Raw genomic sequence first — 13,744 nt, forward strand, 5'->3', positions numbered from 1 at the left:
AACCTACCGCCGTGACTACACCTGTAGTACGGTGAGTTCGTCACTACACCTGTAGTTTCGAGGAGGAGTCATGGCCAAGCCCCATGCGGTCGTCATCGGCAGCGGGATCGGCGGCCTGACCGCCGCCGTGGCCCTGCACCGGCGCGGCTGGCAGGTCACCGTCATGGAGCGGGCCGCCTCCCTGGAGCCCGTCGGCGCCGGTATCGGCCTCGCGCCCAACTCCCAGCGCGCCCTGGACGTGATCGGCCTCGGTGACCGGATCAGGGCCCTTGCCGCCTGGCAGGGCGACGGCGGGATGCGCAAACCGGACGGCCGCTGGCTCGCCCGGACCGACAGCGCCGCCGCGACCGAGCGGTTCGGCGGTCCGATCGTCCTGGTGCATCGCGCCACCCTGATCGATGTCCTCGTCGCCGGACTGCCCGCATCCGCTATCCGTACCGGGGCGGCGGCGGAACTCGTGGACCCGGGCACCGCGGGCGGCGCCCGGGCCGTCGTCGCAACGTCGGCCGGGAACATCGAGGCCGACCTCGTCGTCGGCGCCGACGGCATCAACTCGGCCGTACGCTCCCTGCTCTTCCCTGCGCACCCCGGACCGTCGTACGCCGGCTTCACCACGTGGCGCGTCGTCGTCCCCGCGCCCGGGAAGCCCTTCGCCCCGCACGAGACCTGGGGCCGTGGCGCACTCTGGGGCACCCAGCCGCTCAAGGACGGCCGGATCTACGCGTACGCGGCCGCGGTCGCGCCGGCCGGAGCGCGGGCCGACGACGAGAAGGCCGAGCTGCTGCGCCGGTTCGGCGGCTGGCACGACCCGATCCCCGGAATCATCGCCGCTGTCGAACCCGACCGGATTCTCCGCAACGACGTGCACCATCTGATCGACCCCCTGGCGGCGTTCCACCGGGGCCGCACCGTCCTGGTCGGCGACGGCGCCCACGCCATGGCGCCCACGCTCGGACAGGGCGGCAACCAGGCCATCGAGGACGGCATCGTGCTCGCCCACCACGCGGCGCCCGACAGCGACCTGGCGGCGGCCCTCGCCGCATACAGCGCGGACCGGGTCCCGCGTACCGGCGGCATCGTCCGCAAGGCCGCCCAGGTGACCCGGCTGATGCGCCTGACCAGCCCCCCAGCCGTCGCGCTGCGCGACACCCTGATGTCCGCCGTCTCCCGGTTCGGGCCCGGCCTCGTCCTGCGCACCTTCGACGGCATCGCCGACTGGCGGCCGCCGCAGCACACGTATGCTGCCGGGACGAAGAACCCGCCCATGTCGCAGCGGTAGCCACGGGCGGGTCATGGGCGAGAGGGAGACCCCTGTGAAGGTCGGCTGCATCGGGCTCGGCGACATCGCGCAGAAGGCATATCTGCCGGTACTCACCACCCTGCCCGGGGTCGAACTGCATCTGCAGACCCGCACCTCCGCCACCCTGGCCGCCGTCGCCGAGACCCACCGGATCCCGCCGGAGCAGCGCCACACCGACCTCGACTCGCTGATCGCCGAGGGCCTGGACGCCGCGTTCGTCCACGCCCCGACCTCCGTACACCCGGAGATCGCCGGCCGGCTGCTCGATGCGGGTGTTCCCACGTACATCGACAAGCCGCTCGCCTACGAACTCGCCGATTCCGAGCGGCTGGTGCACCTCGCCGAGGAGCGCGGTGTCAGCCTGGCAGTCGGCTTCAACCGGCGGCTGGCGCCCGGCTATGCGCAGTGCATCGAGCACCCCCGCGAACTGATCCTGATGCAGAAGAACCGGGTGGGTCTGCCCGAGGAACCGCGGGCCATGGTGCTCGACGACTTCATCCATGTCGTCGACACCCTGCGCTTTCTGGTGCCGGGTCCGGTCGAGCACACCGTCGTACGGGCCAGGATCCGCGACGGGCTGATGCACCATGTCGTGCTGCAGCTGTCCGGCGACGGGTTCACCGCCATCGGTGCGATGAACCGGCTCAGCGGCTCGACGGAGGAGCGGCTCGAGGTCTCAGGGCAGGACTCCAAGCGCGAGGTGGTGAACCTCGCGGAGGTGATCGACCACAAGGGGCAGCCGAGCGTACGACGACGCGGCGACTGGGTGCCGGTGGCCCGTCAGCGCGGTATCGAGCAGAGCGTGCTGACCTTCCTGGACGCCGTGCGGGCCGGAAAGCTGCTGAGCGCCCGGGACGCTCTTGAGACCCACGAGTTGTGCGAGCGCATCCTGCGTGACCTGGACTGCGCCTAGGGGGCCGACGGATCAGGGTCGCAAACCCCTGGTGCACCGCGCCACAGCGGACCGTACACAGCAGAATCCGCAGGTCAGAACGGGTTTCGATCCGCTCCGGATGCGTCCCGCACGGGCCCGGGGCAGGCTGAGGGCAATGGACCGCCGGCCCGTGGAGGTGACCTCGTGAAGCCCCACGACGAGCCACAGGGATGGGGTGCGCTCCAGCCACCGCCCGGCTACTACTCGGCGGACGGGCGGCCCCCCGATGCGACACAGCGCAGCCTGATCCTCGACTGGGCGGTCAATCAGCGGATCGCAACAGGCTGGCGGGTGGAGTCCCGGGTCGAGACACAGGTCGTGATGGTCAGGGGGCAGCCGCTCAATCACGTGCTGCACGCCCTCCTGATGGTGTTCAGCTGCTTCCTGTGGGGCGCCGTGTGGATGGTGCTCGCCGTGAAGAACAAGGTCGAGCGCGTCGCGCTCACCGTCGACGCGCAGGGGCAGATCGTTTCCGTGAACGGCCCGTCGTAACGTGAGTGCCCGGTCAGCGACCGGGTAGCTCGGCCTTCGGACCCACGGCACCGACCGGTTCCACCGGGTTACGCCGCCGCAGTGACCGGACGCCCTCGTAGGCGCAGAATGCCGCCAGCACGGCCAGCGCGCCGTGTACCGGCCAGTCGCCCAGCCGCACATAGAGGGTGCTGCCACTGGCCAGCGGTACGTCGAAGACGGCGGCCCCGCTCGTATCCGTGCCCAGCGGCGTCCCGACGCGCCCGCCCTGCGGGCCGTACGCCGTGCTGATGCCGGTGAGCGTGGCATGCACCATCGGGCGGCCGTTCTCGGCGGCCCGCAGTGCGCCGAGCGAGGCGTGCTGCTCCGGCGCCCAGGTGTGCTGGAACGTAGAGGTCGACGACTGGGCGATCAGCAGCTGTGCCCCGTCTCGGGTCAGCTGTCTGCTCATGTCGGGGAACGCCGACTCGAAGCAGACCAGCGGCCCGATCCGCAGAGTGTGCTCCGGGGCGCGGACCTCGTCGGGGGACCCGGTGGATCCGTCCGTGCGAGGCGGCTCGGGAACGGACATCACCACCTGCCGGGTGCCGCGCAGCCGGTCCTCGCCCGCCGCCTTGCCCACCGACGTCACCCAGCCGAGCACCGAACGGGCCGGGATGTACTCACCGAACGGCACCAGACGCATTTTGTCGTAGCGGTCCCCCGTCGGACCGTCCGGTCCCACCAGCACCGCGCTCTTGAAGATCCCCGTCCGGCCCGACGCGCCGGTGTGCCGGGCGTCCTCGTTCACCAGCACATCCGCGCCGACCTCGCGCGAGAGCTTCGCGATCCGCGCGGCCAGGGCCGGCTGCCGGGACAGATCCTGGCCGACACTGCTCTCGCCCCACACCACCAGATCGACGTCGCGGCCCGCCAGCTTGCGGGTCAGCTGCTCGCTGCGCGCGAAGCGGAGCGCCACGCTGTTCGGCCCCGCGACGATCCCCGGTTGCACGACGGCGATCCGGGCCACGCCCGACTGCTCCGGCTGCGGTGCCCACGTCCATATCCCGCCCACGGCCAGCGCGCACACCACGATGGCGACCGCCGCGGCCGTCCGTGCGCCGGATGTCAGGAACAGCAGGGTGACCGCGGTGTTCACCGCCACCACCAGAAGACTCACCAGCCACACGGCGCCGACCGATGCCACCCGGAGCGCGGCGGGCACCTGCCACTGGCTCGCGCCGAGGAGTCCCCAGGGACCGCCGAGACCCTCCCAGGAGCGGGCCAGCTCGATGATCAGCCAGCCGGAGGGCACCACGATCACGGCGGCCGCGGCCGCTGCGACGGACGGGGCGCCGCCGAGCATCCGGGACACCAGCAGGCCCCAGGGCGCCCACAGCAGACCGAGCAGCGCCGCGAGAACGACGATGAACACATGCAGACTCGGCATCAGCCATTGGTGCACGGCGAGCAGGTAGCCCGTCCCGCCGAGCCAGCCGTCGAGCGCCGCCCGGCGCGCGGTACCGGCCGAGCGGATCAGCAGCAGCCAGGGCACCAGCGCGACATAGGCGAACCACCACAGCGACGGGGCGGGGAAGGCGAGCGCGGGCAGTGCCCCGGCGAACAGGGCTCCACCGCCGCGCCACCAGGGTGACCGGAGCAGCCGCTCCCGCTGCTCACGCCGACCGACCGGAATCCGCATACCGCGCCTCCTCGACCTGACCGGTGAGCAGTGGTGCCCTTCTCCTTACCCAGTGTGGGGGGAGCGGAACGGGTGCGGCCAGGCCAGGTGCGGGACCGCGTGGCTCAACTCGGTGCGAGGGAGCCGGAGAGGCTGCGCCACTTCTCGTGGACGGTTACGGTACGGATCCGCCAGCCGACGTCCGTACGCAGCAGCCCGAAGGCGTACCGGCCGCCGGAGGCGAAGTTCGGCGCGGTGGTGCCGGAGGCTGCGGTGCCACCGCCGTCCTGCGCACCCTCCAGCCGCATGGGGTTCAGATAGTCGGCCCGCACATCGGCGCGATCACCGGGGTAGCCGCCCAGGTCCTGGAGGTCGAGCCGGCGGTTGACGATCAGGTGCTGGCGTACGGGGAAGATCCGCAGCGTCTCCGCGAGCCAGTGCGCGACCTCGGCGGCGGGCCCCTCGACACCGCCCGCGCTGCGGTAGTCGGCGCGGCCGTCAGGGGTGAACAGGTCCCGGTAGTCCTGCCAGGAGCCGTCGTCCACCGCCACCGCATAGCCGGTGATCACTGCGTCGATGGACAGCTGGTCCATCACGGTCGCGAGAGCCACGCGCTGCGTCATCCGGCCAGTGTGTGCCCGCCGACCGCAGACGCCAAGGGCTGTGCACGCGCGGCGCCGTGTCCGACCATGATTCGGTCGCCCGGAACCCCGGACCGGGAGCTCGGACAACGGGAACGCCCCGGCCGGAACCCGCACCACCCGTGTCCGTCTCAGCAGGGGACCACGGCCACCGGCCCGAGCGCATGAGTGAGTGTTGTCTGCGCCACCGGGGACAGCCCGAATCCAAGTTCCTCGCCGCCCCTGCGCCGCCCGATCACCGTGAGGGCGGCGGTCGCCGACGCCGTGACCAGGGTGTGGGACGCGGACCCGTGGACCGGTTCCTGCACAACCTCGACCTGCGGATACTTCTCAGGCCGCCCGGCGGTGAGCTCCGCGAGGGTCCGCTCGGCCGCGCCTGCCGCCGCATCCCGGTCGAAGACGGGACCGCCGGAGAGCATCGACGAGAACATCGTCCAGCCGTGCACGATCCGCAGGCGCGCTCCGGGCCGGGTCATGGCGGCCTCGAACGCGAAGTCCAGCACCGCCTCACTGCTTTCGTCGGCGGCCACCCCCGCGACGATATCCGTGAATGTCTCCGCCGCCTCCGCCTCCTCCTCGTCCGCCCGGCCACTGTGAACGACGACGACGGGACATTGGGCCATCGAGGCGGTCGTCAGACTGTTCGAGCCGATCAGCAGTGACCGGAACCCGCCCAGCCCGCGTGAGCCCAGAACCAGCAACGACGCGTGCTCGCTCAGCGCGGTCAGCGCCGCCGCCGGGAAGTCCAGCGGGGCGAGGGTCGACGTGTGCAGGGTCGGAGCGACCTGCGCCACCCGGCCCACGGACTCCGCGAGCAGTTCCTCGGCCTCGCGCCGCTGCGCCTCCTGGCTGGTACGCCGATTGAGCGGCCTGACATGCACGATCGTCAGCGCAAGCCCTCGCCGGACGGCGTCGCGCGCGGCCCACTCGAGCGCCTCGTAGCTGCGCCACGAACCGTCGACGGCGGCGATCACAGGAAGCTCGGCGGTGGTCATGGAGTCCTCCAGGGTCCAGCGGTACATGTCCCAGGCTGGTACGTGTACGGGGCATTTGGCATGGGCTTTCGGCCGTGTCCGCCCCGTATTACCCCGGTCGTGTTCCGTACGCTACGGCCGGTCGGCGTCCGGCGCAGGAGCAGCCGACGTGCGAACAGCGAAGCGGTGCGCAGCGCTGAAGCGCGTCGCGGAAGGGTACGAGCGGACAGGTTTCAGGGTTGGTGATCGAACCGATCGGCGTCAGCCAGTGATCGCGGTCGCCGAGTCCCTCGACCACGGCGTCGGCCTGCGCCTGGGTCCGGTCATCCGGTGAGGGGTGATCGCGGTACTCCGGAGGGCGTACGGCGACTGCCTCCGGACGTACGACGACGGCCGCGCGCCCCTCGAGGGATGCTCCGGACATGGAGAACCGGCCCGCAGCATCCACCAGGACGGAACCGCCCCGCAGCAGCACGCCCGACTCACCGCCGACCGCGCCCACAGGGCGGAAGCCGAGCCCGGTGGAGCGCCTCTGTTACGTGATCGGCGCGGCGCTCGTCGTCTCCGGGCTGCTGCACCTGATTGTCTTCGCCGTCGACGGCGGCCCCTGGGACGGCCCGGTCTCCTGGCGCAAGCCCGTCACTTTCGGGCTCTCCTTCGGCCTGACGCTCATCGCGATCTGCTGGGTGGCCTCGTACGTACGCCTACGCGCCCGTACCCGTACCGTGCTGCTCGCGGTGTTCGCCGCCGACTGCGTGCTGGAGGTCGCCGGCATCACACTCCAGGCCTGGCGCGGCGTACCGTCCCACTTCAACATGGAGACGCCCTTCAATACGGCGGTCTCTATGTCGCTGGCCGTCGGCGGGGGAGCGCTGGTCGTCATCCTCACCGCCCTGGCGGTGGCCTCGTTCGTCCGGCGCCCCGAAGGGCCGGCCGGGATGGCGCTCGCGCTGCGGGCCGGGTTCGCGATCCTTGTCGTCGGGCTGCTGGCGGGCGCTGCGATGATCGCCCGCGGCGTCTATCTGACGCGCACCGGTCACCAGTTGGCCGGCTACGCCTCCACGGCATCACTCAAACCGCTGCACGGAGTCAGCCTGCACGCGATCCTTGTGCTGCCTGTGCTGGCCAGGGTGCTGGCCGGCACGCCGTGGAGCGTCTCCACCCGACGCACCCTCGTCCGCGCCGCCGTGGGGTGCTACGCGGTGGCCGTCGTCGGGGCGCTGATATGGGCGGTCGTCGCGTACTGAGCCGTCGCGTACGGAGTGCCGGCTTGCCCCTTGACCTGTGCGGTGGCCGTCCGCTGGTCCGTGGTGGTGGACCGATGGGGCGGGCCACCGAAGCGGGACAACCGCCCGTGGGCGGAATCCCCGTGCGGGCCGGCCGGTCAACCGGGAGACTTCCGGCATGAACAAGATTCCCACCATGTTCGTCCGCGACTTCGCCACTCGCCCGGCGCGCGTGCTGCCGGAGGTGATGCCCGGCTGCGAGTGGGTGCTCGCCGGAGAAGGGCGCGCGACCCGCAAGTACGACGGCACGTGCGTGCTGCTCGACGAAGCAGGCGATTGGTGGGCACGGCGCGAGGTGAAACCCGGCAAGGCATCGCCGCCGAACTGTGTGGTCATTTCCACCGACGACGCAACCGGCAAGACAGTCGGCTGGGAGCCGATCGACCAGTCGTCATTCGCGAAGTTCCACGCAGAGGCGGTCCAGAACATCGGACCCTGCGAGGGAATCACCGGGACCTTCGAACTGGTCGGCCCGAAGATCAACGGAAACCCGGAGCGCAGCGACTTCCATCTCCTTGTCGAGCACGCCGTCGCGCGGGACGTCGCTGTGCCCGAGCTGACCTTCGAGGGCATCCGGAGCGCCGCGCTGGCCCTGGCCACGGCCGACGGGTGCGAGGGCATCGTCTGGCACCACCCCGACGGGCGGATGGCGAAGATCAAGGCGCGCGACTTCACCGCGGACCGCTCATGAGACCGGCGCCGACCCGGCCCACTCCAGGCGTCGGCAGTCAGCCCGCCCCGGTGTCCGAGGTGTCGGTGAGAGCCAAGCTTTGTCGAATGCCGACGGATATCGATGGAAATCGCCCCGCCCGAAGGTCAGCGCGGGGGCGCTGTCCGGCACCTGTTCCGATCTTCTGGTCTTGCCGCCATGGCAGGAGCGGAGAGCTACTACGTGACGGTGAACAACAACGGGGGCAAGGTCGGGCCCATCTTCACGATCCGCCAACTTCCGCCCGTCGGACTGTGCTTCGACATCGACGGTCAACGTTGGGAGGTCCAACGCGTCACCCTGAAGATCGAGACTCTGGAGACCCGAACTCCGTCATGAGCGATGCCGTCCAGGTCGTCCGCTGACGCGACAGGGCACCCTGCCCGGTGACTGAGGAGCGGCCGAGAACGTGCACCGAAGGGGGATGCAGGCCTGGCCGGCCGCCCCGCCCTGAGGGCAGGGACGGTACGGAGGGGCGGGGCAGTAGCCCCGGTGCTGACGGCCGGACGTGTCCTGGTGGATACTCCCTGCAGGCCCCGCCGGACGATCCGGATGCCCTGGTGTGCCGCCGGAGTGGTGCAGAGGCGCCGTCGCCGGACACCAGCCGCAGCCTTCTCGGGCTCGGAGCCCTCACAACGACCGCTATGCACAGGAGACTTGATGGCTGACGCTTCACCGCGCCGCGCGGACGACAGCGCCGAGGACATAGGCACGACGGTCGCCCTCGACCGTGTAGAGCCGCCGCGGCCGCAGTACGCGGGCCTGTTCGTCGCGCCCCCCGACCTGCCGGCAGCTGACACTGACTGACGCAGCGCTCTCCCGCTTCGGCGTCACTGATCACGCGGAGATGGATTCGTCCTCGCGGTCCCACATGAACAGGTAGCGGTTGCCTCCGCCCACGAGGCTGTGGACTGGTCAGACCTCGCCCCATCCATCAGAGGTGGTGGTGGCGGGGCTCTGGCCGGTAGACCGGGCCGCTGCGTCTCAGCGAGGCGAACTGGCTCGAGGTGTCCTGGCTCGGGCAGGGGATTCATCGATCGCAGCGACAGCTCGCAGACCGGATCCCGTACTCCTGCAGCACACGACATCAGCGTGAAGCCAGCTGCTACGACCTGTCGGCGGTCACCCTCGACCGCATGGACTCGACCGCACTGCGGGCGTCCGACCCGTGGCTGGGCGCGACCCGCCTCGAACGGGCGGTCGAATCACCGTTCCGGGTGGCTCGCCCCGCCCTGATCACGCTCGAAGGCGAACTACCCCGCCGACTCACCCGCGTGCGGGCTCAGCACACCGGCCCCCACCAGGGCGAACAGCAGCACGCCCAGCAGCACGCGGTAGATGACGAACGGCATGAAGCTCTTGGTCGTGATGAACTTCATGAACCATGCGATGACGGCGTAGCCCACGCCGAAGGCGATGAACGTCGCGAAGATCGTCGGACCCCACGACACGTGCCCCTCGCTCGCATCCTTCAGCTCGAAGACGCCCGAGGCGAGCACCGCCGGGATTGCGAGCAGGAACGAGTAGCGGGCCGCCGCCTCGCGGGTGTAGCCCATCAGCAGACCACCGCTGATCGTGGCGCCGGAGCGGGAGACACCCGGGATCAGGGCCATCGCCTGGCAGAAGCCGAAGATCAGACCGTCCTTGACGCCCAGCTCCTTGAGGGACTTCCGCTCCTTGATGGCCCGGTGCCTGCCGCCGGTCTCGTCCCGGGCTGCGAGACGGTCGGCGATGCCGAGGACGATGCCCATGACGATCAGGGTGGTGGCGATGAGCCGCAGGTCGCGGAAGGGGCCTTCGATCTGGTCCTTGAAGGTCACGCCGAGGACGCCGATCGGGATGGAGCCGACGATGACCAGCCAGCCCATCTGGGCGTCGTGGTTGCTCCGCATCGACCGGTTGGTCAGCGAGCGGAACCAGGCCGAGACGATCCGCGCGATGTCCTTCCGGAAGTAGATGAGAACGGCCGCCTCGGTGCCGATCTGGGTGATGGCGGTGAATGCCGCACCCGGGTCGTGCCAGCCGGCGAACGCAGCGGTCAGCCGCAGGTGCGCGCTGGAGGAGATCGGCAGGAACTCGGTCAGTCCCTGAACGAGGCCCAGGACGAACGATTCGAACCAGCTCATGGGGCTTTGGCCATCCCGGAGGTCATCGTGCATCGGCCGACGGACAGCAAGGCCGTCGGCAACGTGCGGAGTGCGGTCATGTGAGGGAAGGGCCACGGCGGGCCCGATGATCGTCTGTCGTGCGCGGGCAGCGTATCGCCCTTGGGTGAACGGGGTGACGGCTGCCCCCGGCCATCGAACCGGAGCCGGCGCTGTGCACGGTCCCGTTCGGCGGGCCCGCGGGCGGCTCGCCGACGTCGCGCGCCAGGTTGTTCGGCGGCGGGGCGGTTGCGCCGGCGCCGCCCGCGAATCAGTCCGCGTCGGAACTGTGCCTCTTGCCCTGCACGCCGGTCATTTCGCGCCGAGGTGGTGCCGCTTGCGCCAGGCCACGGCGGCCGCGCCGATCCCGGTCAGCACGATGAAGCCCATCGCGGCCAGGAACGCGGGCGACGTCGGCGACGAGGCCTCGCTGCCCGCGACGACGTATGCGGCGGTGTTCGGGATGGAACCGATCCCGGTGGCCATCAGGAACGGCGGATACCCCATCCGCGACACCGCGGCGCAGTAGTTGGCGGCCGCGAACGGCACGCCCGGGAAGAGCCGCAGGGCCAGCATCGAACGGAAGCCGTGCCGGCTCAGCTGGCCATCCGCCGCCTTCAGCCAGCGCCCGCGCAGCAGCGTACGGAGCGCGTCCTGCCCCAGAACCCTGCCCAGGCCGAACGAGATGCCCGCGCCCAGCACCGTGCCCGCCAGCGCGGCGGCCAGACCGGCCTGCGCACCGAAGAGCGCCCCCGCGGCCAGATTGAGGAGCGGCCGCGGTACGAACGCCACGGTGCACACCCCGTACGCGACGCCGAACAACGCAACCGCAGCGCCGCCGCTGCTCAACCGGGCAGGCCAGCCGGTGGCCAGCAACCGCTGCGGTTCGAGGAGCAGCATCGCCGCCGCGGCGGCCAGCAGCAGCAGCACGAGCAGCGAGAACCGGGACCAGGGCGAGCGCAGCGCCCTCGAACAGCGCACGGCCAGGCCGGTGGCGGACCGGGTGTCGGGGGCGGGGTCGAGCATTCGGGGAGACTAACCGACACCCTTGTCCGATCGCCGTAATGTGCCCCGTACGGGCCGCCCCGTCGGCAGTACGGGACTTCGTCGACAGTGTCCGGGACCGGCCCTCGCCGCTGCAGGGGCGCGGACACGAAGCAGCTCCGAAGCCGGTGGGCCCGGGGACGAACTCCCGTACCGGGGCTGCCGGAACGCCCGGAGAGAAAACCATTCGACGGGTCCGCGGGCGTCGGCCATGATCGGACCCATGTTCCGGTACGCCTTCCTCGCAGCGCAGTCCGCAGTCGCGGACGCGCCGAAGGCTGCCGTCGTCCCCGATGTCGCTGCTGCCGCAGCAGCAGTTGACGCAGCAGCGTTCGTCGCTGCCGCAGCGCCCTTCGGCGGCGCCCGAAGCTGACCCTCCCCCGACAGTCCGGCGGACCCCGTAAGGGGAGGGTCGGCAGGGCCCTGGGGTCTTCTCTCTCAGCTTCGTATCCAGAAGGAATCGAGCCATGCCCAAGACGGCATACGTGCGCACCAAGCCGCACCTCAACATCGGCACCATGGGCCACGTCGACCACGGCAAGACCACCCTGACCGCGGCCATCACCAAGGTCCTCAGCGACCGTGCCGGCAGCAGCACCTCGTACGTCTCGTTCGACCGGATCGACCGGGCGCCCGAGGAGGCGCAGCGCGGCATCACCATCAACATCGCGCACGTCGAGTACGAGACCGACACCCGCCACTACGCGCATGTCGACATGCCCGGCCATGCCGACTACGTCAAGAACATGGTCACCGGCGCCGCGCAGCTCGACGGGGCGATCCTCGTCGTGTCCGCGGTCGACGGGATCATGCCGCAGACCGCCGAGCACGTCCTGCTCGCCCGTCAGGTCGGCGTCGACCACATCGTCGTCGCCCTCAACAAGGCCGACGCGGGCGACCCCGAGCTGACCGACCTGGTCGAGCTGGAGGTCCGCGAGCTGCTCTCCGCGCACGGCTACGGCGGCGACGGTGTCCCCGTCGTCCGGGTGTCGGGTCTGAAGGCGCTGGCCGGCGACCCGCGCTGGACCGCTTCCGTCGAGGCGCTGCTGGACGCCGTCGACACGTACGTGCCGATGCCGGTGCGCTACACCGACGCGCCATTCCTGCTGCCCGTGGAGAACGTCCTGACCATCACCGGCCGGGGCACGGTCGTCACCGGGGCCGTCGAGCGCGGCACCGTCCGTGTCGGCGACCGGGTGTCCGTGCTCGGGGCGGACATCGAGACGGTCGTCACCGGTCTGGAGACCTTCGGGAAGCCGATGGAGTCCGCGCAGGCCGGCGACAACGTGGCGCTGCTGGTGCGCGGGGTGGAGCGCGACCGGGTTCGCCGCGGCCATGTGGTGGCGGCGCCGGGCAGCGTGACGCCCAGCCGTCGCTTCACCGCGCAGGTGTACATCCTGTCGGCGCGGGAAGGCGGCCGGACCACACCGGTGGCCACCGGCTACCGGCCGCAGTTCTACATCCGTACCGCGGACGTGGTCGGCGACATCGACCTCGGCGAAGCGGCAGTGGCGCGCCCCGGCGACACGGTCACCATGACCGTCGAACTGGGCCGTGACACCCCGCTGGAGTCCGGCCTCGGCTTCGCGATCCGGGAAGGCGGCCGCACGGTCGGCGCGGGCACCGTGACCGCCCTGCTCTGATCCGTATCCGCTCACGCAACGGACCTGTCCCCCGCGCCACACGGGAGGCGGGTCCGTTGCCATGCGCAAGACTGACGGCATGGCAGACATTGCACTGGTGCTCGGAGCCGGCGGCGTCACCGGAAGCGCCTGGGAGACCGGGATCCTGTACGGACTCGCCGAGGCGAGTGTGGACCTGTCCACCGCCGACCTCATCATCGGCAGCTCCGCCGGGGCCGTCGTCGGCGCCCAGCTCGCCTCCGGACTGCTCGCGCTCCCGGAACTGTACGCCCGCCAGCTCGCCGATCCGCAGGGCGAGACCGGCGGCAGGATCGGCACGGCCACGCTCATGCGCTACGCCCGGGCCGTGCTGACCGCGGGCACCCCCGAGGCCTACGGGCAGAAGCTGGCCCGAATGGCGCGGGAGGCCCGGACCGGAACCACCGCGGCCGATCGGCGGGCTCTGATCGCGAGCCGGCTCCTGACGTCCGAGTGGCCCGAGCGACAGCTGCGCATCACCGCCGTCCACGCGGCGACCGGGGAACTCCACACGTTCGACAGGGACAGCGGCGTCCCGCTCGCGGACGCCGTCACCGTCAGCTGCGCCGTTCCCGCGGTCTGGCCGGTTGCCACCATCAACGGTCAGGACTGGATCGACGGCGGGGTGTACTCCCCGGCCAACGCCCATCTCGCCGCCGGATGTGAGCGCGTCGTCGTCATCGCACCGACGGCCAGTGGCAACAAGGTGATCGTCTCGCCCCGGTCCCAGGCCACCGACCTCGAAGCGAGGGGCGCCCGGGTCGCCGTCATCACCCCGGACGCGGCCGCCAGGAAGGCATTCGGCCGCAACCCCCTCGACCCGAGCCGCCGGGCGGCCGCCGCGCAAGCCGGACTCGCCCAGTCCGCGGCGCACACCGAGAAGGTCGCCGCGGTTCTGAACGGCTGAACCCGCACCCCAC

At 71.0% G+C, this 13,744-nt stretch carries 15 protein-coding genes; 10 read left to right on the top strand and 5 right to left on the bottom strand.

The window, feature by feature from the left end:
- Nucleotides 1-70: 70 nt before the first annotated feature.
- The 3 genes from ACWCP8_RS25825 to ACWCP8_RS25835 all read left to right on the top strand — a co-directional run bounded on the left by ACWCP8_RS25825 (nucleotide 71) and on the right by ACWCP8_RS25835 (nucleotide 2,726).
- Nucleotides 71-1,279, top strand: a complete 1,209-nt coding sequence (locus tag ACWCP8_RS25825) for an FAD-dependent monooxygenase (protein WP_352268982.1) — start codon at nucleotides 71-73, stop codon at nucleotides 1,277-1,279.
- A 34-nt stretch (nucleotides 1,280-1,313) separates the two neighbouring features.
- Nucleotides 1,314-2,213, top strand: a complete 900-nt coding sequence (locus ACWCP8_RS25830; protein WP_326608391.1) for a Gfo/Idh/MocA family protein — start codon at nucleotides 1,314-1,316, stop codon at nucleotides 2,211-2,213.
- A gap of 165 nt (nucleotides 2,214-2,378) precedes the next feature.
- Entirely contained in the window at nucleotides 2,379-2,726 is a 348-nt protein-coding gene (locus tag ACWCP8_RS25835; protein WP_352268984.1) for a hypothetical protein, read from the top strand.
- A 13-nt stretch (nucleotides 2,727-2,739) separates the two neighbouring features.
- Here ACWCP8_RS25835 and lnt read toward each other — a convergent pair whose 3' ends face one another.
- From lnt to ACWCP8_RS25850, 3 genes are all read right to left on the bottom strand, one after another.
- Nucleotides 2,740-4,386 carry an apolipoprotein N-acyltransferase gene (gene lnt / locus ACWCP8_RS25840; RefSeq protein WP_352268985.1) on the bottom strand — a complete coding sequence of 549 codons (1,647 nt, stop codon included), beginning with the start codon at nucleotides 4,384-4,386 and terminating at the stop codon, nucleotides 2,740-2,742.
- A gap of 104 nt (nucleotides 4,387-4,490) precedes the next feature.
- Nucleotides 4,491-4,988: a nuclear transport factor 2 family protein gene (locus ACWCP8_RS25845; RefSeq protein ID WP_352268986.1), complete on the bottom strand. Its 498-nt coding sequence runs from the start codon at nucleotides 4,986-4,988 to the stop codon at nucleotides 4,491-4,493.
- 149 nt (nucleotides 4,989-5,137) lie between these two features.
- Entirely contained in the window at nucleotides 5,138-6,001 is an 864-nt protein-coding gene (locus tag ACWCP8_RS25850; protein WP_451118513.1) for a universal stress protein, read from the bottom strand.
- A gap of 401 nt (nucleotides 6,002-6,402) precedes the next feature.
- Between ACWCP8_RS25850 and ACWCP8_RS25855 the strand changes: the two genes are divergently transcribed.
- The 4 genes from ACWCP8_RS25855 to ACWCP8_RS25870 all read left to right on the top strand — a co-directional run bounded on the left by ACWCP8_RS25855 (nucleotide 6,403) and on the right by ACWCP8_RS25870 (nucleotide 8,782).
- On the top strand, nucleotides 6,403-7,227 hold the full coding sequence (locus ACWCP8_RS25855) for a hypothetical protein (RefSeq protein WP_352268987.1): 825 nt from the start codon (nucleotides 6,403-6,405) through the stop codon (nucleotides 7,225-7,227).
- A gap of 157 nt (nucleotides 7,228-7,384) precedes the next feature.
- On the top strand, nucleotides 7,385-7,957 hold the full coding sequence (locus ACWCP8_RS25860; protein WP_451118435.1) for an RNA ligase 1 family protein: 573 nt from the start codon (nucleotides 7,385-7,387) through the stop codon (nucleotides 7,955-7,957).
- A 177-nt stretch (nucleotides 7,958-8,134) separates the two neighbouring features.
- A complete protein-coding gene (locus ACWCP8_RS25865; RefSeq protein WP_451118437.1) occupies nucleotides 8,135-8,314 on the top strand; it encodes a hypothetical protein in 180 nt (59 codons plus the stop codon).
- A 321-nt stretch (nucleotides 8,315-8,635) separates the two neighbouring features.
- Nucleotides 8,636-8,782: a hypothetical protein gene (locus ACWCP8_RS25870; protein ID WP_326602383.1), complete on the top strand. Its 147-nt coding sequence runs from the start codon at nucleotides 8,636-8,638 to the stop codon at nucleotides 8,780-8,782.
- A 446-nt stretch (nucleotides 8,783-9,228) separates the two neighbouring features.
- Here ACWCP8_RS25870 and ACWCP8_RS25875 read toward each other — a convergent pair whose 3' ends face one another.
- Entirely contained in the window at nucleotides 9,229-10,101 is an 873-nt protein-coding gene (locus ACWCP8_RS25875) for an undecaprenyl-diphosphate phosphatase (protein ID WP_352268991.1), read from the bottom strand.
- A 330-nt stretch (nucleotides 10,102-10,431) separates the two neighbouring features.
- Nucleotides 10,432-11,145 carry a TVP38/TMEM64 family protein gene (locus tag ACWCP8_RS25880; protein WP_352268992.1) on the bottom strand — a complete coding sequence of 238 codons (714 nt, stop codon included), beginning with the start codon at nucleotides 11,143-11,145 and terminating at the stop codon, nucleotides 10,432-10,434.
- A gap of 241 nt (nucleotides 11,146-11,386) precedes the next feature.
- On the opposite strand from ACWCP8_RS25880, the gene ACWCP8_RS25885 reads away from it, so the two are divergent.
- The 3 genes from ACWCP8_RS25885 (at nucleotide 11,387) to ACWCP8_RS25895 (ending at nucleotide 13,731) form a co-directional block, all read left to right on the top strand.
- Nucleotides 11,387-11,536, top strand: a complete 150-nt coding sequence (locus ACWCP8_RS25885; RefSeq protein WP_352268994.1) for a hypothetical protein — start codon at nucleotides 11,387-11,389, stop codon at nucleotides 11,534-11,536.
- 94 nt (nucleotides 11,537-11,630) lie between these two features.
- The gene (tuf, locus tag ACWCP8_RS25890) at nucleotides 11,631-12,806 is read left to right on the top strand and encodes an elongation factor Tu (RefSeq protein WP_313936213.1); all 1,176 of its coding nucleotides are present in this window, start codon (nucleotides 11,631-11,633) and stop codon (nucleotides 12,804-12,806) included.
- Between the two features lie 79 nt (nucleotides 12,807-12,885).
- A complete protein-coding gene (locus ACWCP8_RS25895; RefSeq protein ID WP_451118441.1) occupies nucleotides 12,886-13,731 on the top strand; it encodes a patatin-like phospholipase family protein in 846 nt (281 codons plus the stop codon).
- Nucleotides 13,732-13,744 lie beyond the last annotated feature (13 nt).

It is taken from the genome of Streptomyces sp. NPDC002206 (assembly GCF_053593595.1).

What these genes read in the sequence shown, in the direction of transcription:
- ACWCP8_RS25825 (WP_352268982.1), top strand. Translation starts at nt 71, where the DNA reads ATGGCCAAGCCCCATGCGGTCGTCATCGGCAGCGGGATCGGCGGCCTG.
- lnt (WP_352268985.1), bottom strand. Translation starts at nt 4,386, where the DNA reads ATGCGGATTCCGGTCGGTCGGCGTGAGCAGCGGGAGCGGCTGCTCCGG.
- ACWCP8_RS25885 (WP_352268994.1), top strand. Translation starts at nt 11,387, where the DNA reads ATGTTCCGGTACGCCTTCCTCGCAGCGCAGTCCGCAGTCGCGGACGCG.
- ACWCP8_RS25865 (WP_451118437.1), top strand. Translation starts at nt 8,135, where the DNA reads ATGGCAGGAGCGGAGAGCTACTACGTGACGGTGAACAACAACGGGGGC.
- ACWCP8_RS25880 (WP_352268992.1), bottom strand. Translation starts at nt 11,145, where the DNA reads ATGCTCGACCCCGCCCCCGACACCCGGTCCGCCACCGGCCTGGCCGTG.
- ACWCP8_RS25875 (WP_352268991.1), bottom strand. Translation starts at nt 10,101, where the DNA reads ATGAGCTGGTTCGAATCGTTCGTCCTGGGCCTCGTTCAGGGACTGACC.
- ACWCP8_RS25870 (WP_326602383.1), top strand. Translation starts at nt 8,636, where the DNA reads ATGGCTGACGCTTCACCGCGCCGCGCGGACGACAGCGCCGAGGACATA.
- ACWCP8_RS25845 (WP_352268986.1), bottom strand. Translation starts at nt 4,988, where the DNA reads ATGACGCAGCGCGTGGCTCTCGCGACCGTGATGGACCAGCTGTCCATC.
- ACWCP8_RS25855 (WP_352268987.1), top strand. Translation starts at nt 6,403, where the DNA reads ATGGAGAACCGGCCCGCAGCATCCACCAGGACGGAACCGCCCCGCAGC.
- tuf (WP_313936213.1), top strand. Translation starts at nt 11,631, where the DNA reads ATGCCCAAGACGGCATACGTGCGCACCAAGCCGCACCTCAACATCGGC.
- ACWCP8_RS25850 (WP_451118513.1), bottom strand. Translation starts at nt 6,001, where the DNA reads ATGACCACCGCCGAGCTTCCTGTGATCGCCGCCGTCGACGGTTCGTGG.
- ACWCP8_RS25860 (WP_451118435.1), top strand. Translation starts at nt 7,385, where the DNA reads ATGAACAAGATTCCCACCATGTTCGTCCGCGACTTCGCCACTCGCCCG.
- ACWCP8_RS25895 (WP_451118441.1), top strand. Translation starts at nt 12,886, where the DNA reads ATGGCAGACATTGCACTGGTGCTCGGAGCCGGCGGCGTCACCGGAAGC.